19 protein-coding genes and 1 tRNA gene are annotated in these 17,065 nt (G+C 70.4%); 14 read left to right on the forward strand and 6 right to left on the reverse strand.

Translation table 11 applies throughout. From position 1 onward, the window contains the following. Window positions 1–11: 11 nt before the first annotated feature. The 4 genes from rhaS to WFJ36_RS09420 are packed head-to-tail and all read right to left on the reverse strand — an operon-like array spanning window position 12 to window position 4,673. Entirely contained in the window at window positions 12–1,043 is a 1,032-nt protein-coding gene (gene rhaS, locus WFJ36_RS09405) for a rhamnose ABC transporter substrate-binding protein (RefSeq protein WP_336643182.1), read from the reverse strand. Next, window positions 1,040–2,143 (reverse strand): ABC transporter permease, encoded by a 1,104-nt coding sequence (locus WFJ36_RS09410; RefSeq protein ID WP_336643183.1) that lies wholly within the window; start codon window positions 2,141–2,143, stop codon window positions 1,040–1,042. The genes rhaS and WFJ36_RS09410 overlap by 4 nt, the downstream gene beginning before the upstream one ends. Beyond that, window positions 2,140–3,159, reverse strand: a complete 1,020-nt coding sequence (locus WFJ36_RS09415) for an ABC transporter permease (protein ID WP_292788193.1) — start codon at window positions 3,157–3,159, stop codon at window positions 2,140–2,142. The genes WFJ36_RS09410 and WFJ36_RS09415 overlap by 4 nt, the downstream gene beginning before the upstream one ends. Further along, window positions 3,156–4,673, reverse strand: coding sequence for a sugar ABC transporter ATP-binding protein (locus tag WFJ36_RS09420; protein WP_292788195.1), 1,518 nt, complete (start codon window positions 4,671–4,673; stop codon window positions 3,156–3,158). Before WFJ36_RS09420 ends, WFJ36_RS09415 begins: the two co-directional genes overlap by 4 nt. Before the next feature lie 148 nt (window positions 4,674–4,821). On the opposite strand from WFJ36_RS09420, the gene WFJ36_RS09425 reads away from it, so the two are divergent. Then, window positions 4,822–5,826 carry a LacI family DNA-binding transcriptional regulator gene (locus WFJ36_RS09425; protein ID WP_336643184.1) on the forward strand — a complete coding sequence of 335 codons (1,005 nt, stop codon included), beginning with the start codon at window positions 4,822–4,824 and terminating at the stop codon, window positions 5,824–5,826. Between the two features lie 6 nt (window positions 5,827–5,832). Here the strand turns inward: WFJ36_RS09425 and WFJ36_RS09430 are convergent, their stop codons facing one another. Beyond that, the gene (locus tag WFJ36_RS09430) at window positions 5,833–6,540 is read right to left on the reverse strand and encodes a potassium channel family protein (RefSeq protein WP_083391615.1); all 708 of its coding nucleotides are present in this window, start codon (window positions 6,538–6,540) and stop codon (window positions 5,833–5,835) included. 163 nt (window positions 6,541–6,703) lie between these two features. Here WFJ36_RS09430 and WFJ36_RS09435 point away from each other — a divergent pair. Next, window positions 6,704–6,792 (forward strand) — tRNA-Ser (locus tag WFJ36_RS09435). Between the two features lie 66 nt (window positions 6,793–6,858). Here WFJ36_RS09435 and WFJ36_RS09440 read toward each other — a convergent pair. After that, a complete protein-coding gene (locus tag WFJ36_RS09440; protein WP_336643185.1) occupies window positions 6,859–7,350 on the reverse strand; it encodes a MarR family winged helix-turn-helix transcriptional regulator in 492 nt (163 codons plus the stop codon). Window positions 7,351–7,466: 116 nt separating this feature from the next. Here WFJ36_RS09440 and WFJ36_RS09445 point away from each other — a divergent pair, with 116 nt between their 5' ends. The 12 genes from WFJ36_RS09445 (at window position 7,467) to WFJ36_RS09500 (ending at window position 17,029) form a co-directional block, all read left to right on the forward strand. After that, window positions 7,467–8,258: an SDR family NAD(P)-dependent oxidoreductase gene (locus WFJ36_RS09445; protein WP_336643186.1), complete on the forward strand. Its 792-nt coding sequence runs from the start codon at window positions 7,467–7,469 to the stop codon at window positions 8,256–8,258. Window positions 8,259–8,306: 48 nt separating this feature from the next. Continuing rightward, complete coding sequence (locus tag WFJ36_RS09450) at window positions 8,307–9,926, forward strand: sodium-dependent transporter (RefSeq protein ID WP_292788207.1); 1,620 nt, start codon at window positions 8,307–8,309, stop codon at window positions 9,924–9,926. Then, on the forward strand, window positions 9,923–10,057 hold the full coding sequence (locus WFJ36_RS09455) for a methionine/alanine import family NSS transporter small subunit (RefSeq protein WP_083391612.1): 135 nt from the start codon (window positions 9,923–9,925) through the stop codon (window positions 10,055–10,057). The genes WFJ36_RS09450 and WFJ36_RS09455 overlap by 4 nt, the downstream gene beginning before the upstream one ends. Before the next feature lie 84 nt (window positions 10,058–10,141). Beyond that, window positions 10,142–11,005, forward strand: coding sequence for an AraC family transcriptional regulator (locus WFJ36_RS09460; protein WP_292788210.1), 864 nt, complete (start codon window positions 10,142–10,144; stop codon window positions 11,003–11,005). A gap of 85 nt (window positions 11,006–11,090) precedes the next feature. Then, complete coding sequence (locus tag WFJ36_RS09465) at window positions 11,091–11,726, forward strand: GyrI-like domain-containing protein (RefSeq protein WP_336643187.1); 636 nt, start codon at window positions 11,091–11,093, stop codon at window positions 11,724–11,726. Window positions 11,727–11,797: 71 nt separating this feature from the next. Continuing rightward, complete coding sequence (locus WFJ36_RS09470) at window positions 11,798–12,601, forward strand: DUF1206 domain-containing protein (RefSeq protein ID WP_071327641.1); 804 nt, start codon at window positions 11,798–11,800, stop codon at window positions 12,599–12,601. A 51-nt stretch (window positions 12,602–12,652) separates the two neighbouring features. Then, window positions 12,653–13,960, forward strand: coding sequence for an aminotransferase class V-fold PLP-dependent enzyme (locus tag WFJ36_RS09475; protein ID WP_336643188.1), 1,308 nt, complete (start codon window positions 12,653–12,655; stop codon window positions 13,958–13,960). After that, window positions 13,957–14,391 (forward strand): Fe-S cluster assembly sulfur transfer protein SufU, encoded by a 435-nt coding sequence (gene sufU / locus WFJ36_RS09480; protein WP_025104553.1) that lies wholly within the window; start codon window positions 13,957–13,959, stop codon window positions 14,389–14,391. The genes WFJ36_RS09475 and sufU overlap by 4 nt, the downstream gene beginning before the upstream one ends. 59 nt (window positions 14,392–14,450) lie before the next feature. Continuing rightward, window positions 14,451–15,092 (forward strand): NADPH-dependent F420 reductase, encoded by a 642-nt coding sequence (locus tag WFJ36_RS09485; RefSeq protein ID WP_071327639.1) that lies wholly within the window; start codon window positions 14,451–14,453, stop codon window positions 15,090–15,092. A 68-nt stretch (window positions 15,093–15,160) separates the two neighbouring features. Beyond that, window positions 15,161–15,820, forward strand: a complete 660-nt coding sequence (locus WFJ36_RS09490; protein WP_071327638.1) for a GntR family transcriptional regulator — start codon at window positions 15,161–15,163, stop codon at window positions 15,818–15,820. Between the two features lie 103 nt (window positions 15,821–15,923). Continuing rightward, entirely contained in the window at window positions 15,924–16,169 is a 246-nt protein-coding gene (locus WFJ36_RS09495) for a hypothetical protein (protein WP_025104550.1), read from the forward strand. Window positions 16,170–16,177: 8 nt separating this feature from the next. Beyond that, the gene (locus tag WFJ36_RS09500) at window positions 16,178–17,029 is read left to right on the forward strand and encodes a hypothetical protein (RefSeq protein ID WP_256209342.1); all 852 of its coding nucleotides are present in this window, start codon (window positions 16,178–16,180) and stop codon (window positions 17,027–17,029) included. The last annotated feature ends 36 nt before the right edge of the window (window positions 17,030–17,065 follow it).

A 17,065-nucleotide genomic window follows, 5' to 3' on the forward strand; every position in this document is an offset into this window, starting at 1 on the left:
GGACGGGCGACTCAGAAGTCGAAGTCGCCGATGTTGTCGGCGTCGAACACGAACGGGTCGCCCAGCAGGACGACGCCGTCGGCGCCGACGGTGTACTCGCCGAGGTCACCGGCCTCGAAGGTGTCGCCCTCTTCGCCGGCGATGTCACCTGCGATCAGGGCCTGCGCGGCGTAGGCGGCCAGGTAGCCGAGGTCGGCCGGGTTCCACAGCGCGAACGCGGTCACGGTGCCGTCCTCCACGTACTCCCGCATCTGGTTGGGCGTACCGAGGCCGGTGAGCGCGACCGTGCCCTTGAAGTCGGACGTCGACAGGTAGCGCGCCGCGGCTGCGATGCCGACCGTGGTGGGCGAGACGATGCCCTTGAGGTCCGGGTGCGTCTGCAGCAGCGCGGCCGTCTTGTCGAACGACGTCTGGTCGTCGTCGTCGCCGTAGACCGTCTCGACGATCGTGATGTCGGGGTACTCGCTGGCGACGTACTCCTCCATCAGCTCGATCCAGGCGTTCTGGTTGGTGGCGTTGGCCGAGGCGGAGAGGATGGCGATCTCCCCGGCACCGCCGATCTGGTCGGCGATGAGGTCGATCTGCACCTTCGCGATGCCCTCGGAGTCGGCCTGGTTGATGAACAGGTCGCGGCAGTCGGTGTTGGTGTCGGAGTCGAAGGTGACGACCTTGACGCCGGCGTCCCTGGCCTCGTTCAGCGCGTCGCAGATGGCCTGCGGGTCGTTGGCTGAGACGACGAGGGCGCCGACCCCCTGCTGCGTGGCCGTGTTGATGTAGCTGACCTGGGCGTCGGGCGTGGCCTCGGCAGGGCCCACCTCGGAGAACGTGCCGCCGAACTCCTCGACGGCCTTCTTGCCGCCCTCGCTGGATGTGTCGAAGTACGGGTTGCCGAGGTTCTTGGGCAGGAAGGTGATCGAGGCGTCCGCCCCGTCGCCGCCGCCGTCTCCCCCGCCGTCGGTGGAGCCGGCGCAGCCGGTCAGTGCGACCGCCGCCGCCACCGCGAGGGCGGCGAAGGCGGTGACACGCTTGCGTGCAAACGTCATTGTTCGTTCCTTTCGTCGGGAGATGCCGCGGATGCGGCGTCCATCGGTGCCTTCGTCGCTGTGGCGGCACCGGCGGGGGGTCTGCCCGGTCGGCGGCGTGCCTTCTGCAGCCAGGCCAGGAAGCTTGCGGCCACCACCGAGATCACGAGGAGCGTGCCGGTGATGATGTTGATGACGTCGGAGGTGACGTTCACCAGGCGGAGCGCACTCGCGAGCGCCCCGATGAGGAAGGCGGCAGCGATGACGCCGTAGATCTTGCCGCGGCCGCCGAAAACCGACACGCCGCCGAGCACGACGGCCGCGATGACCTGGAGCTCGAGGCCGGTGGCATTGTCGCCGCGGGCGCTGCCGTAGCGGAGCGTGTAGAAGATGCCGGCGAACGCCGCGACGGCCCCGGACAGCACGAACAGGATGAGCTTCGTGCGCTCGACGTGCACACCGGAGAAGTGCGCCGCGTCCTTCGACAGACCGATCGCGTACACCCCGCGGCCGAACGGCGTGAAGTGCAGCAGGACCGCGAAGACCGCGACGAGCAGGAGGAACGGGAGCGTGATGACGGGGATCGGTGTGCCCGCGATCTTCGCCTTGGCGAGAGCCGTCCAGAACTCCGGGAAGTCGGTGACGGCGGCCGTGCCCAGCAGCCCGACGGCGAGGCCGCGGAAGAGGGCGAGCGTGCCGATCGTGACGGCGAGCGAGGGCAGCCCGACGACCGTCACGAGGAAGCCGTTGAACGCGCCACCGATCACGCCCACGACGAGGGCGGCGAGCGCGGCGAGCTCGAACGGGAGCCCCGCCTGCACCAGAGCGCCGGTGACGACGCTGGACAGTCCGACCATGCTGCCCACCGAGAGGTCGATCTCGCCGGTGATCATGATGAGGGTCATCGGCAGGGCGATCAGCAGGATCGGCGCGATGTCGAGCAGCAGGTAGGTCAGCGTGATGGGCTGCCCGAACCCGCGGATGCTGGAGGCCGAGACGATCGCGACCAGCAGGAGCAGGCCGACGATCGCGGCCTCGCGCGTGAGCAGCAGTCGGCGCCACAGGGGCTTGTCGTAGTCGCGGATGACGCGAGTGGTCACGGTGGCGGTCGCGGTCGTCATGATTCGTCCCTCGCCTCGATGAGCCGCCGTCTCTGCCGCACCGCGAGCACGCGGTCGAGCACGATGGCGCCGATGATGAGCAGGCCGACGACGGCACGCTGCCAGAAGTCGGGGATCCCGAGGATCGGCAGCGCCCGGTTGATGGTCAGCAGCAGGACGGCGCCGATCGCCGCACCCCAGACCGAGCCGATGCCGCCGGTGATCGCGACGCCGCCGATGACGGCCGCGCCCACCGCGTCCAGCTCCCATCCCGCTCCGGCCTGGGAGTTGATGGTGCCGTAGCGGGCCGCGTAGAAGACGCCGGCGAGTCCGGCGAGAGCCCCGGAGAGGACGAACGCGGTGAGCACGCGACGGGTGACCTGCAGGCCGTAGAGTTCGGCCGCCGCCGGGTCGGAGCCGATCGCGTAGAACTCGCGGCCGCCGCGGGTGTTCTTCATGTACCAGGCGGCGACGGCGAGCACGAGGACCGCGACGATCGCGAGGACCGGGATGCCGAGGAGCTGCCCCGTGCCGAGGGCGAGGAAGTCGCGCGGCATGTCGGAGGCGTTCACCCGGTCGCTGCCCGTCCACAGCACGTTGATGCCGCGATAGGCGTAGAGGGTGCCGAGCGTGATCACCATCGCCGGCACCTTGGCGTACGCGACGAGGGCGCCGTTGATGAGACCGAGGAGGGCGCCGAGCACCACCGCGGCGACCACGACCAGGACGATCGGGATGCCGGGGATGTCGATGAAGAGCCGACCGGTCAGGTACGCGGTCAGGCCCATCACGGAACCCACGGACAGGTCGACGTTCCGGGTGATGAGGACGATGGCCTGTCCCACGGCGACGAGCACGAGGATCGAGGGCGTCAGCAGCAGGTCGCGCCAGCCGTCGGCGCTGAACAGGAACTTGGGGTTGTTGAGGGTCGCGGCGGTCACCACGAGCACGAGGGCCAGGAGGATGCCGAACTCGCGGGCTCTGCCGAGACCGGAAATGCGCTTGGTAAGCGCGGAGACGGGGATGGCGGTGGTCACGAGCTGAGCTCCGATGCGTGCGTCGCGGCGAACATGACGTTCTCGGAGGTGGCCTCCGAGCGGGGGATCTCGGCCGTGATGCGACCCTCGCGCATCACGAGCACCCGGTCGGCCATGCCGAGCACCTCGGGCAGCTCGGACGAGATCATGAGGATGCCCATGCCCTGACCGGCGAGCTGGGACAGCAGGCGGTGCACCTCGGACTTGGTGCCGACGTCGATGCCGCGGGTGGGTTCGTCGATGAGCAGCACCTGCGGCTGCGTGGCGAGCCACTTCGCGAGGACGACCTTCTGCTGGTTGCCGCCGGAGAGCGTCGCGGCCATGGTGTCCAGGGCGTGGGTCTTCACCTCGAGCCGCGAGGCCCACTCCCGAGCGGCGCGGTTCTCCATCGCGGTGGTGAGCAGGCCGAGGCGGGCGAGACGCCGACGGATCGCGAGGGTGATGTTGCCGCCGACGCCGGCTTCGATGACGAGGCCCTGCTTCCGGCGGTCCTCGGGGACGAGGGCGAGACCGGCGCGCATCGCGTCCACCGGGCGGCGGCCGCGGATCCGGCGGCCCTTCATGCGCACGCTGCCCTCGCGGTACCCGTCCACGCCGAAGACCGCGCGGGCGACCTCGCTGCGCCCGGCGCCGACGAGGCCAGCGAGCCCGACGATCTCGCCCGCACGCACGGAGAACGAGATGTCGTGGAAGAGGCCGGGGCTCGTCAGCCCCTCGACCTCGAGCAGCGGCTCGCCGATCGTCGCCTCCTGCTTCGGGAACAGCTCGGACACCTCGCGGCCGACCATCTGGTGCACGAGTTCGTCGACCGTGGTGTCCGCGATCGCGGAGGTCGCGATGTACGCGCCGTCCCGCATGACCGTGACGGTGTCGCAGAGCGCGAACACCTCGTCGAACCGGTGCGAGATGAAGATGAGGCCGCGGCCCTCGTTGCGCAGGCTCCGGGCGATCGCGAACAGCCGCTCCACCTCCACGCCGGAGAGCGCCGCGGTGGGCTCGTCCATGATGAGCAGTGTGGCGTCGAGGGAGACGGCCTTGGCGATCTCGATCACCTGCTGGTCGGCGATCGACAGGCCCTCGGCGGGGCGGTCGGGGTCGATGGTGACGCCGAGGCGGGTGAAGAGCCGCTCGACCTCGTGGCGCATGGCCTTGCGGTCGATCCGCCCGAACCGCCCGGTCGGCTGGCGGCCCATGAAGATGTTCTCGGTGACGGAGAGATCGGGGAAGAGCGTCGGCTCCTGGTAGATGACGGCGACGCCGGCGGCCTTGGACTGTGCGGTCGAGGTGAAGTCGACCTGCTCGCCGCGGAGACGGAAGACTCCGCCGTCGCGCTGGTAGAGACCGGCGACGATCTTCACGAGGGTGGACTTGCCGGCACCGTTCTCGCCGACGAGCGCGTGGATGGAGCCGGGGTGGACGGCGATGGTGCCGGAGCGCAGGGCGATCACCGACCCGAAGGCCTTCTGGACGTCGGCGAGCTCGAGCACGGGCGCCGTCGTGGGTGAGGACATCATTTCTCTCTCCATTGAGGGAATGAATCGTTTCAAACCCTGATGGACTTGAGACTAGGGGCTGTGTTGACGCGTGTCAATACGGCATGAGAGTCTGAGGCGATCCCCGCGGATGAGTCGTTTCAGCAGCGGGAGCCGGAGGGAGGGCGCGATGGCCGTCAGTGTGCGGGAGGTCGCCGAGGACGCGGGTGTCTCCGTCGGGACCGTGTCGAACGTGCTCAACCGGCCTGAGAAGGTGGCCGCGGAGACCGTGACTCGTGTGCAGGCGTCCATCGACCGCCTCGGGTTCGTGCGCAACGACGCGGCGCGGCAGCTCCGTGCGGGGCGCAGTCGGACCATCGGGCTGGTCGTGCTCGACATCCGCAACCCGTTCTTCGCCGAGGTGATCCGCGGAGCAGAGGAGCGCGCCGACCAGCACGGACTCTCTGTCCTCGTCGCCAACAGCGACGAGAAGCAGGAGCGGGAGGCGATGCATCTCGATCTCTTCGAGGAGCAGCGGGTGACCGGCGTGCTCGTCACACCCGTGGCCGAATCCCTGCCGCGGCTGGTGCGGATGCACGAGCGCGGGACGCACGCCGTGCTCGTCGACCGGGAATCGCAGGATGAGCGGTTCGCCTCTGTCGCCGTCGACGACGTCGAGGGCGGGCGCATCGCGACCGAGCATCTGTTGGCGGTCGGTCGTCGCCGGATCGCCTTCGTCGGCGGCCCGGTCGCGCTGCGCCAGGTCGCCGACCGTCTGAGCGGAGCGCAGGCGGCGGTGGCCGCGGCGGGGATCGGGCTGGAGTTCATTCCGACGTCCGCGCTCACCGTCGAGGAGGGGCGCCGGGCCGGTGCGCAGATCCTCGACCGCGCCCCCGGGGATCGCCCGGACGCGGTCTTCGCGGCGAACGACCTCCTGGCCCTGGGCCTCCTGCAGAGCCTGGTGATGACCGGCGATGCCCGTGTCCCCGAGGACATAGCGCTCGTGGGCTACGACGACATCGACTTCGCCGCGGCCGCCGTGATCCCGCTCAGCTCGGTGCGGCAGCCGGCCGCGCTCATCGGCTCGACCGCCGTCGACCTGCTGCTGCGAGGCCAGGACGAGGTGGCGCCGGCGCCGGAGCACGTGCTGTTCCGGCCGGAGCTCGTCGCCCGCCGCTCGACGACCGGGGAGTGACCGCGATCAGGCCGACGTCGGTGTGGAGCGTTGGGCGCTCGCACCGCGCATGATGCGGGCGACGGCGGTGATGAGGAAGAGCTGCCCGGTGATCCCCTCGGCGACGGCCACCGCCTGCACGCCCGGTCCGACGGGGACGAGATTCCCATAGCCCGTCGTGGTCAGTGCCGTGAACGAGAAGAAGAGCTGATCGCCGAGCGAGTCGTTGGCGGCATCGCCGAACAGCGGTGTCGGCAGCAGCAGCGACAGCAGGTTGTAGACGAAGGCGAAGAACATGCCGACGAGGATGTACGCGGTCACCGCGGCCAGGAGCGCCTCGACGTCGAGACCTCGGCGGGTGACCTGGTGCGCGATGATGGCCCACGGCGCCACGAGCAGCGCGATCATGGACGCGGCGGAGAGCGCCACGGCGAGCGCGGGGCTGTCCGTGGCGAAGAACGCCGCGAGGAGGGCGGCCAGGCCGGCGGCCGAGAGCACGACCCACGACACCCGCTGCACGAGGGCATGCGCCCTGGTCACGCGGAACACGATCGCGACCGTGACCAGCATCGCGAGGAACGCCCAGGGGCTGGGGACCGTGCCGGGCTGGGCCGCGCACAGTCCGTACGACACGATGAGGAGGGCGAGCACCGCGGCATAGCCCAGGGCGCCGCGCCTCGGGTCGGCCGGGGCGGCGAACCCCGCGCGGACGTGCGCTCCCGATGGCTCGGACATGGCGTCTCCTCTCGCGTCCGCGGGGGCCGGACCCTCGCAACGTGCGGCCAGTATCGCAGGGCATGCGGCCGGCTCCGGGGATCATCCGAGCCCGGCGGTTCGTGACCACGCGCCGGACCCGTTATGATGGTGGGGTGCATCCGTGCTCTCGAGCCGGATGCCTGGAGACGTCGCATAGTCCGGCCTAGTGCACCACCCTGCTAAGGTGGAGTCCCCTTACGGGGACCAGGGGTTCAAATCCCCTCGTCTCCGCACTGAGAAGCCCCGACGAGTCCGCTCGCCGGGGCTTTCGTGTTCTCGCCTGCGGGTGGGTCCTCCTCACCCCTGCGCCCCCGGCGCCCAGGTCGGGTCGGGGGAGAGCGCGGCGGAGATCTTCCGGCTCGCCGCGCCGAGCTGCCGGGCCTGCGCCGGGGTCAGGGTGTCGAAGACGACGCGGCGGATGAGGGCCTGGTGCGCGGGAGTCGACTCCTTGACCTTCCGGTGGCCGGCGTCGGTGAGGATGCCGAGGGTGAAGCGCCCGTCCTCCGCATCGACCTCGCGCCGGATCCAGCCTTTCGCCTCCAGGCGGGTGACCGCACGGGAGAGTCGGGACAGCGTGCTGTTCGCGTAGCCCGCGAGGACACTGAGGCGGAGCGTGCGCTCCGGTGCCGCATCGAGGGCGTAGAGGATGCCGTGCTCGAAGTGGGTCAGTCCGCTGTCGCGCTGCAGCTGCGCGTCGAGGGCCGCCGGGAGCCGTTCGAGGAGCGTCGCGAGCGCCGACCAGACGTCCATCTCTTCGGCGTTCAAGGGGGCGGGGGAGGATGACGACATTCCTCCACCGTAGCGGTCGAGCCGTGCTCTTCGCTTGCTCAGGAAAGTGAGACGTGATTAGTATGACTTGCTCAGGCAAGTGATGCGGGACGCCCGCGGAAGTGAGAGGGAGACGGATGGAACTGGGGCTGCGCGGCAAGAGGGCGTTCATCAGCGGATCGAGCCAGGGGATCGGATACGCGGTCGCGTCCGCTCTCGCCGCCGAGGGGGTCGATGTCGTGATCAACGGTCGTGACGAGGGACGGGTCGACGCAGCGGTCGGCGTGCTGGCCCTCGCGCACCCGGAGGTGACCGTGTCCGGGATCGCCGCGGACTTCACCGACCCGTCGCAGGTGGCGCGGCTGACGGAGCGGCTCGGTGACGTCGATATCCTCGTCAACAACGTCGGTCTCTTCGGTCTCGCCGACTTCGCGGACGTCGCCGATGCGGACTGGGCGCGCTACTTCGAGGTGAACGTGATGAGCGGCGTGCGTCTCTCCCGCTCTCTCCTGCCGGGGATGGGGGAACGGGGCTGGGGGCGCATCGTCTTCGTCAGCAGCGAGTCCGGCGTCAACGTCCCGGCCGACATGGTGCACTACGGCGTGACGAAGGCCGCGATGATCGCGCTCGGGAACGGGTTGGCCAAACTCACCCGCGGCACCGGCGTGACGGTGAACACCGTCCTGGGTGGCCCGACCTACTCCGAAGGTGTCGCGGCGAGCGTCGCCGCGGTCGCCGAGGCCCAGTCCGTCTCCGAGGAGGCGATGAAGGAGGCGATCATCGGACAGAACACGACCAGCCTGCTGGGGCGCTTCCTCGATCCGGCCGAGGTCGCCGACCTCGTCGTCTACCTCGCCAGCGCCCGCGCCTCGGCGACGAACGGCGCCGCGCTGCGGGCGGACGGCGGGGTGCTGGCCGCGATGCTGTGAGCGCGGGGCGGGTCGCCGGGGTGTCCCGGTTCGGGTATCCTCGCGGGCATGCCTGAACCGACCCAGACCCCGCAGCGCGAGGCTTTCGGCTCGCGGAACGTGTTCATCCTCTCGGCGATCGGCTCGGCCGTGGGTCTCGGGAACATCTGGCGCTTCCCCTACGTCGCCTATGAAGGCGGCGGCGGTGCGTTCCTCATTCCGTACCTGTGCGCGCTGCTGACCGCCGGCATCCCGCTGCTGTTCCTCGACTACGCGATCGGCCACCGGTTCCGGGGCTCCGCGCCCCTCGCGTTCCGACGCCTGCACCGGGCCGCCGAACCGCTGGGCTGGTGGCAGGTGCTGATCTGCGTCGTCATCGCGGTGTACTACGCCGTGATCGTCGCGTGGGCGGGCATGTACACCTGGTTCTCCGCGCAGCTCACCTGGGGTGCGGGCAACGAGAACGACTTCTTCTTCGTCGACTTCCTGAAGTCCGCCGACGTCGCGAAGGTCGGCCTGTCCGCGGAGTTCGTGCCGCAGGTGGGGCTGCCGCTGATCGCGGTGTGGCTGATCGTCATCATCATCATGGCGCTCGGCGTCAAGCGCGGCATCGGGCGCGCCAACATGATCCTGATGCCGCTGCTCACCCTCATGTTCGCGGTGCTCGTGGTGCAGGCGCTCTTCCTCCCCGGCGCTCTGGACGGCCTCAACGCGTTCTTCACGCCGAACTGGGAGGCGCTCGCCGACCCGGCCGTGTGGGCCTCCGCCTACGGCCACATCTTCTTCTCGCTGTCCGTCGCGTTCGGGATCATGGTGACGTACGCGTCCTACCTCAAGCGCAAGACCGATCTCACCGGCTCCGGTCTCGTGGTCGCGTTCGCCAACTCCGGTTTCGAGATCCTCGCCGGCATCGGCGTGTTCGCCGCCCTCGGGTTCATGGCCCAGGCGCAGGGCACGGATGTCTCCGGCGTCGCGACCTCGGGCATCGGTCTCGCGTTCGTCGCCTTCCCCACGATCGTGTCGCAGGCGACCGGCGGGTCGATCATCGGCGTGCTGTTCTTCGGTGCCCTCGTCTTCGCGGGGGTGACCTCGCTCATCTCGATCCTCGAGGTGATCGTGGCCGCCCTGCAGGACAAGCTCGGGTGGGGACGGGTGCGCACCACCCTCATCGTCTCCATCCCGCTCGCCGTCATCTCGATGGCCCTCTTCTCCACCACCACCGCGCTGTCGGTGCTCGACACCACCGACGCCTTCGTCAACGCCTTCGGCATCATGGCAGTCGCCCTCGTCGCGGTGATCGTCGTGGCCTGGGTGCTGCACCGGCTGCCGCAGCTGCAGGAGCACCTGAACCGGCGATCCAGCTTCCGGGTCGGGCTGCTCTGGCGCCTGCTGGTGGGCGTGCTGGCCCCGCTCGTGCTCGGCTACCTGCTGATCACGGAACTCCTGACGAAGATCGCCGAGCCGTACAGCGGCTACCCCGGCTGGTTCCTCGGCGTGTTCGGCTGGGGCATGGTCATCACCCTGGTGATCGGGGGAGTGCTGCTGTCGCTGGTGCCGTGGAGCAGGCGCTCGCGCGCCAAGGACGACGTCGGCTACGACGACTTCCTGGACCAGGAGGAGTACGCCGCCGACCCCGAGACGACGAGCATCGCCGTCCCGGCGGCGCAGACGAAGGGAGCGGGCGCATGACCACCACCGCGATCGTCATGATGATCATCGCCATGGTCACGGTGTGGGGCGGCCTCCTTGCGGCCGTGGTGAACCTCGCCCGTCACCCGGAGGTGGAGGACACGGAGCCCGCGGTCCCGGTCGAGCTCTGATCCCCGACCCGATCGCATCGGGCCGGAACGGTCGGGTGCGCGGAGAGGCGGCGGCGAGACGATGAGGGGGAAAGGAGGACCCCTGTGATCGGCACGCTCAACGCCCTGGTCGACCTCGTCGAGGCGGACCACGGTCAGGAGATCGACGTCGCCGCGTTCGCCCGTGCGCACGGCACCACCGAGTACCACCTGCGCCGGATGTTCTCGGCGCTCGCCGGGATGCCGTTGACCGAGTACGTGCGGCGTCGTCGGATGACGCGCGCCGGCGCGGAGCTCGCCGCCGGTGCACCGAGTCTGCTCGCCGTCGCCGTTCGGCACGGCTACGGGTCGACCGAGGCGTTCGCCCGGGCGTTCCGCGCCGTGCACGGCATCGGGCCGGCAGACGCGCGTCGGCACGGGGGCCCTCTCCGCACACAACCCACGCTCCGGTTCCGCCTGAGCGTCGAAGGGAGCACCCCGATGGATGTCACCATCACCCACCGCCCTGCGTTCGTCCTCGTCGGCCATGCCGCGGAGGTCCCGCTCGTCCACGTCGGCGTCAATCCGCACATCCAGGCGCACATCGCCGCCATCCCGCCGGAGGAGCACGCCCGCCTCAAAGCCCTCGGCGACGAGGAGCCCGCGGGCATCCTCGCCGTGACCGCCGACATCGATCCGGATGCCCTGGAGGGAACGCCGCTGACGTACCTGCACGGGGTAGCCGTGCGCGACGACACCGCGGTTCCCGACGACCTCGACGCCCTGCGCGTGGCGGAGGGCACCTGGGCCGTGTTCGGCGCGAGCGGACCGTTCCCGGAGACTTTGCAGAATCTGTGGGCGGCGACGGCGACCGAGTGGTTCCCGTCCAACCCGTGGCGGCTGCGGCCCGGGCCGTCGGTCGTCCGCTATCGCGAGTTCACCGGCGACACGGCCTCCTGCGAGCTCTGGCTCCCCGTCGAGCAGAGTTGACCGCGCATCGGGTCGGGCCCGAGGGCTCGACCCGATGTCCGTGGCCGGTGGCACACTGACCGCACGACGTACCGAGAGGCGGGCCATGACGGCGATCGATCCCAAGAAGACGCTCGACGCGTATCAGGCGAAGCGGGGTGCCTTCCGTGTCCTCGAGGTGCCGCCGCTGACCTATCTGATGGTCGACGGCGCCGGCGATCCGAACACCGCTCCGGCCTTCTTTGATGCGGTCGCGGCGCTCTACCCCCTGGCGTACACCCTCAAGTTCGCCAGCCGGGCCGAGCTCGGCATCGATCAGGTCGTGATGCCCCTGGAAGGCCTGTGGCACGCGCCCGACATGGCGTCATTCACCACCCGACGCGACAAGTCCACGTGGCTCTGGACGCTCATGATCATGGTGGGCGACCACGTCACTCCCGCCCTGTTCGACCACGCGGTCGAGACGGTCGCGGCGAAGAGCGCGAAGAAGGGGGACGAGCTCCCGGCACTGGCCGCCGTCCGGCGGGAGGTCCTCGACGAGGGCCTCTGCGTGCAGACGTTGCACATCGGGCCGTTCGACGACGAGGGCCCCGTGCTGGAGGAGCTGCACGAGCGATTCGTCCCGGAGAACGGGTTGCGGCTGCGCGGGCGTCACCATGAGATCTATCTCAGTGACCGTCGTCGCACCGCCCCGGAGAAGCTGCGCACCATCCTGCGGCAGCCGGTGGAACGGATCACCTGAGCGCGTTCCGCACCGGGCGCTCGGAAAGCAACCCCCTGATTCCGGCGGTCTGCGGCGGATACTCTTCGAGGATGAGCACCGTCAAGCATGCGGCACGCGTGGCGAAGGACTCCACCGCGTTCCGGCGGACCGCCCGCGCGGGATTCGTGGTCCTCGGCATCATCCACATCATCATCGGCGCGATCGCCATCACGATCGCGGCCGGCGGGTCGGGGGACGCCGACCAGGACGGCGCGATGGAGCAGGTGCGCAACAACCCCATCGGCGGACTGCTGCTGCTCGCGATCGCCGTCGGTCTCTTCGCGCTCGCCGTATGGCAGGTCGCGAGCGGGTTCCTCGCCGCCGACCCCGCCGAGACGAAGAAGTGGGGCAAGCGCCTCAAGCTCTTCGGCATCTCCGGCACCTACCTGGTGATCGCCGGCCTCGCGCTCGTCTACGCGCTGGGCGGCCGCGCGGAGTCCTCCGACGCCTCGAAGACCCTGAGCCAGGTGGTCCTCGCCGCACCCGGCGGGGTGGCGCTGCTCGTGGTGATCGGTCTCAGCGTCATCGGTGTCGGCATCGGCTTCATCATCGGCGGGATCATGCGCTCCTTCCGCAAGCTCATCGACGTGCCGACCGGAGCTGCCCGCGCCGGCGTGATGGCGCTCGGCATCGTGGGCTACATCGGCAAGGGCATCGCGGTGGGGGTCACCGGGGTGCTGTTTGTGGTGGCGGCCGTGACGCAGGACCCGGAACGCGCTGCGGGTCTCGACGCCGCTCTGCACAGCCTCCTCAGTCTGCCGTTCGGCCGGCTCATCCTCGGCGCCGTCGGCGTCGGCTTCGCTCTGTACGGCGCCTTCTGCATTGTGCGTGCCCGCCTCGCCCGCATGTCCTAGTCCCGCGCTTCCGCTGGACCCCGGTCGGCCGGAAGATGGGAGACTGGAACGATGAGCGCTTCTCCCGGAGTCGACGTGATCACCCCGCTGACCGAGACCGAGGTGCAGCGGATCCGCGAGGACTTCCCGATCCTGCACACCCGCGTCCACGGCCACCCGCTGGCGTACCTCGACTCGGGGGCGACGTCGCAGCGTCCGGAGTCCGTGCTCGACGCCGAACGCCGCTTCGCCACCACCATGAACGCGGCCGTCCACCGCGGCGCCCACACGCTGGCCGCCGAGGCGACCGAGCTCTTCGAAGACGCCCGCAGCACCCTCGCCCGGTTCGTGGGCGCCGATGACGACGAGATCGTCTGGACCTCGAACGCCACCGAAGCGGTCAACCTCGTCGCCTACTCCCTCTCCAACGCCTCCCTCGGCCGGGGTGGTGCCGCGGCCGAGCCTCTCCGGCTCCGCGAAGGGGACGAGATCGTCACCACCGAGATGGAGCACCACGCCAACCTCATCCCCTGGCAGGAGCTCGCTGCGCGCACCGGGGCCACGCTCCGGGTCATCCCGCTCGACGACGACGGGGCCCTGCGGCTGGATGCGGCCGCGGAAATCATCTCGGAGCGCACGAAGCTCGTGGCCTTCACCCACGTGTCGAACGTGCTGGGCGTGATCAACCCCGTCGAGACTCTCGTCGCGCTGGCCAAGGCGGTCGGCGCCCTCACCCTGCTCGACGCCTGCCAGTCGGCTCCGCACCTCCCGCTGGACCTGCACGCGCTCGGCGTCGACTTCGCGGTCCTCTCCGGCCACAAGATGCTCGGCCCCACCGGAATCGGCGCGCTCTACGGCCGTCGCGAGGTCCTCACCGCGATGCCCCCGTTCCTCACGGGCGGCTCCATGATCACGACGGTGACCACGACCGCGGCCGAGTACCTGCCGCCGCCGCAGCGCTTCGAAGCGGGCACGCAGCGGGTGTCCCAGGCGATCGCGCTCGCCGCCGCGGTCGACTACCTCTCCGCGGTCGGGATGGAGCGCATCGCCGCGCACGAGGCCGCGTTCGGGCAGCGTCTCGTCGAAGGGCTCGAGGCGATCGACGGCGTGCGGGTCCTGGGCGCGGGCATCGAGCTGCCGCGCGTGGGGCTCGCGAGCTTCGACGTGGCGGGGATCCACTCGCACGACGTCGGGCAGTTCCTCGACGACCAGGGCATCGCGGTGCGCGTCGGTCACCACTGCGCCCAGCCGTTGCACCGTCGGCTGGGTGTGACCTCATCGACGAGGGCGAGCACCTACCTGTACACCACCGCGTCCGAGGTGGACGCCGTCATCGAGGCGGTCGCCGGGGCGATCGCGTTCTTCGGGAGGGGCGCATGAGCGACCTGCAGAGCCTGTATCAGGAGCTGATCCTCGACCACTCGCGCACGCCGCACGGGTTCGGCCTCCGCGAGGAGATCCCCGCGCAGTCGCATCAGCTCAACCCGACCTGCGGCGACGAGATCACCCTGCAGGTGCATCGCAGCGCCGACGGCGGGGTGGAGGCGATCGCGTGGGAGGGACACGGGTGCGCCATCTCCCAGGCGTCCGCGTCCCTGCTCGCCGAGCTCGCCGAGGGCCTCACTGTGGACGAGCTCGAGGTGCGCATCGCCGCCTTCCGCGAGGCGATGCGCTCCCGTGGCACGATCGAGCCGGACGAGGAGCTGCTCGGCGACGCCGCGGCGCTCGGGGGAGTGTCGCGGTACGTGGCGCGCGTGAAGTGCGCGATGCTCGCCTGGGTCGCGGCGGAGGACGCGCTCACGCGCCTCTGACCGCGTTCGCCTGCCGTTCTCGACGGGAATAGCATCGGCCGGCAGGCGTTGGCCAGAGCATGACAACTCTCGGAATCATCGGAGCAGGCAACATCGGCAGCCAGGTCGCCCGTGTGGCGGTGGCCAACGGCTATGACGTCGTGATCGCGAACTCGAGAGGGCCGGAGACCCTGGCCGATCTCGTCGCAGAGCTCGGGCCGCGCGCGAAGGCGGCGACGGCGGAGGAGGCGGCCACCGCGGCGGACGTGGCCGTGGTGACGGTGCCGCTGCACGCGATCGATCAGCTTCCCGCCGCGCAGCTCGCCGGCAAGATCGTGCTCGACACGAACAACTACTACTTCGAGCGCGACGGGCACATCGAGGCCCTCGACAAGGGCGAGACCACCACGTCCGAGCTCGTGCAGGCGCAGCTCCCGGACTCGAAGATCGCCAAGGCGTTCAACCACATCTACGCCGCCGAGATCACCACAGACGGGAGCCCGGCCGGTACGCCGAACCGTCGCGCGCTGGCCACGGCCGGGGACGACGCGGAGGCCGTGGCCTTCGTCACCCGCTTCTACGACGAGGCCGGTTTCGACACGGTCAACGTCGGCCCGCTCAGCGAGTCGTGGCGCGTCGAGCGTGACCGTCCGGCGTATGTCATCCGGCAGAACGCGGAAGAGCTGGCGGAGAACGTCGCGCGGGCGAACCGTCTTCCCTGACGCGGCGCGCGCCCCGGTCTGGGATACCAAACTTGGCCAATCCCGGGCCGGGGTGCGACAATGCCCGGATGGCGGGGGCTGTGGGGGTAGGCGGGGAACTCGAGTCGGTCAGGGTCACGAGGATCCTCCGAGACGACATCGTGCTGGGTCGGCGCGCGCCCGGTTCCCGGCTGGTGGAGCGGGATATCGCCGCCGAGCTGAATGTGTCCCGACTCCCGGTGCGGGAAGCCATCCGCACGCTGGTCGCGGAGGGCGTGGTCGTCGCACGGCCCCGGACGTGGGCCGTGGTACGGGAATTCACCCATGACGACATCCGCAACTTCGCGGAGGTGCGCGAGGCGATCGAGACCCTCATCTTCGTGTTCGCGGCCGAACGCCACGATGCGAAAGGGCTCGCCCGACTGAGCGAGGCGTACGAGCGCGAGGTCGCCGCGGCCCGGGCCGGCGACGCGGAGACCGCCCGGACGGCGGCCGCGGCGTTCCATGAGGTCGCCGTCGACCTGGCGGGCAACGAGATGCTCGGCGAGCTCATCGCCGTGTTCCTGACGCGCTTGCGCTGGCTGTTCGGACAGCACGACGACCTGGAGGCGATGGCGGAGGAGCACCGCGTCATCCTCGAAGCCGTCCGTGCACGCGATGTCGAGGCGCTGCGACGGATCGTCCCCGCGCACCTGGCGAGCGGGCATTCCGCGGCCGAACGCCGGCTGACGCGTACGGTTTCCGGCTGACGCGCCACCCTCCACGAAGACGCACCCCACCGCGCGGAGACCCGGTTGTATCCTTGTCCGGTCGGAGTCGGTCCGGTCTGTTCGCGCTGTCCTGGGGAGCGAGATGCGAAGTCTTGCTGTCGTCGTCGGGGGGATCCTCCTGCTCGGAGGTGCTGCGCTCCTGGTGGTGGCCGATCAGGAGCGCGCCGCCGGTGTCGCCGCCGTGAAGGCGGAGATCGCGCGGATCGAGCAGGTGCTCGCGGAGTCGCAGGCCGAGAACCTCGAACTGGCGGAACGTCTCACCGCTCTGCGGTCGCGCATCGCGGAGCAGGACGCCGAGCTGAACGACACGACGGGCTTCCTGCCGTGAGGCGGCGGGTGCTCGCAGTGACGGTGTCGGCGGCCGTGCTCGTCGCGGCGGCCGCCGTCGCGCGATCCGACGCGCTGGACCAGGAGCGCGCGGAGGCGGTGGCCGAGCTCTCCGTGCTGGCCAACCGGTCCTACGACGCCGCGCAGCGCACCGACCACCTGTCCGGCGCCGTGGCGCGGGCCGAGCAGGACGCCGAGGATCGGGCTGCCGTGCTGGCGGTGCGGCCGGCATTCCTGGAGGAGCTCTCGACGTTGGCCGCCGTCCTCCAGGGCGCGGACGGCAAGGTCGACACAGCGGCGCAGCTCGCGTCCGCCCGGTCCGCCCAGGAGACTGTGCGCGCCGAGCGCCATGACCCGGACACCGTGGTCGCGGCGACCGCGACGGTGGAGGCGCTCACGCAGAAGGTCGGCACCGAGGTGGCCGGGTGGCAGGCGTCGCAGAGCGCCGGTCTCGGCGGACCCGCCTGGGCGTCGAGCGGGCCGGACGGCTACGCGCGGGTGCGCGCCGCCCTCGACAGGGTCGGCGGCGGGGGCGTCGGACTGTACGAGTCGTCGGCCTGTGCGGGTGGCACCGCGCCCGCCTGCGCCAACAGCAACGGCTACATCAAGTACCGCGCCGACATCACCGGCTGGAGCGAGGGGCGCCTGAACTGGGCGATGGCGCATGAGCTGGCTCACATCTATCAGTTCCGGGTCTGGGGCACCCTCACCTCCTCGGACGCGTACGGGGCGATGTTCGGCGGCGATCCGGAGTTCCTCGCCAACTGCATGGCTGTCGTCCGCGGCTTCCCGGGGGCGGTCGGGTGCTCCGGTGAGCAGCAGGCCTGGGCCTCGGGTATCTGGGTCGGCGTCGTCGGCTGAGCCTCGGCCCGATGCCGCCTGCCGATGTCGGACGTC

The sequence above is a fragment of the Microbacterium sp. MMO-113 genome (genome assembly GCF_037148555.1).
In the GTDB taxonomy this organism is placed as follows: Bacteria; Actinomycetota; Actinomycetes; order Actinomycetales; family Microbacteriaceae; genus Microbacterium.

Excerpts from the sequence above, each read along its gene's own strand:
- rhaS (WP_336643182.1), bottom strand. The coding sequence starts at position 1,043 with ATGACGTTTGCACGCAAGCGTGTCACCGCCTTCGCCGCCCTCGCGGTG.
- WFJ36_RS09410 (WP_336643183.1), bottom strand. The coding sequence starts at position 2,143 with ATGACGACCGCGACCGCCACCGTGACCACTCGCGTCATCCGCGACTAC.
- WFJ36_RS09420 (WP_292788195.1), bottom strand. The coding sequence starts at position 4,673 with ATGATGTCCTCACCCACGACGGCGCCCGTGCTCGAGCTCGCCGACGTC.
- WFJ36_RS09425 (WP_336643184.1), top strand. The coding sequence starts at position 4,822 with ATGGCCGTCAGTGTGCGGGAGGTCGCCGAGGACGCGGGTGTCTCCGTC.
- WFJ36_RS09430 (WP_083391615.1), bottom strand. The coding sequence starts at position 6,540 with ATGTCCGAGCCATCGGGAGCGCACGTCCGCGCGGGGTTCGCCGCCCCG.
- WFJ36_RS09440 (WP_336643185.1), bottom strand. The coding sequence starts at position 7,350 with ATGTCGTCATCCTCCCCCGCCCCCTTGAACGCCGAAGAGATGGACGTC.
- WFJ36_RS09445 (WP_336643186.1), top strand. The coding sequence starts at position 7,467 with ATGGAACTGGGGCTGCGCGGCAAGAGGGCGTTCATCAGCGGATCGAGC.
- WFJ36_RS09450 (WP_292788207.1), top strand. The coding sequence starts at position 8,307 with ATGCCTGAACCGACCCAGACCCCGCAGCGCGAGGCTTTCGGCTCGCGG.
- WFJ36_RS09455 (WP_083391612.1), top strand. The coding sequence starts at position 9,923 with ATGACCACCACCGCGATCGTCATGATGATCATCGCCATGGTCACGGTG.
- WFJ36_RS09465 (WP_336643187.1), top strand. The coding sequence starts at position 11,091 with ATGACGGCGATCGATCCCAAGAAGACGCTCGACGCGTATCAGGCGAAG.
- WFJ36_RS09470 (WP_071327641.1), top strand. The coding sequence starts at position 11,798 with ATGAGCACCGTCAAGCATGCGGCACGCGTGGCGAAGGACTCCACCGCG.
- WFJ36_RS09475 (WP_336643188.1), top strand. The coding sequence starts at position 12,653 with ATGAGCGCTTCTCCCGGAGTCGACGTGATCACCCCGCTGACCGAGACC.
- sufU (WP_025104553.1), top strand. The coding sequence starts at position 13,957 with ATGAGCGACCTGCAGAGCCTGTATCAGGAGCTGATCCTCGACCACTCG.
- WFJ36_RS09485 (WP_071327639.1), top strand. The coding sequence starts at position 14,451 with ATGACAACTCTCGGAATCATCGGAGCAGGCAACATCGGCAGCCAGGTC.
- WFJ36_RS09490 (WP_071327638.1), top strand. The coding sequence starts at position 15,161 with ATGGCGGGGGCTGTGGGGGTAGGCGGGGAACTCGAGTCGGTCAGGGTC.
- WFJ36_RS09495 (WP_025104550.1), top strand. The coding sequence starts at position 15,924 with ATGCGAAGTCTTGCTGTCGTCGTCGGGGGGATCCTCCTGCTCGGAGGT.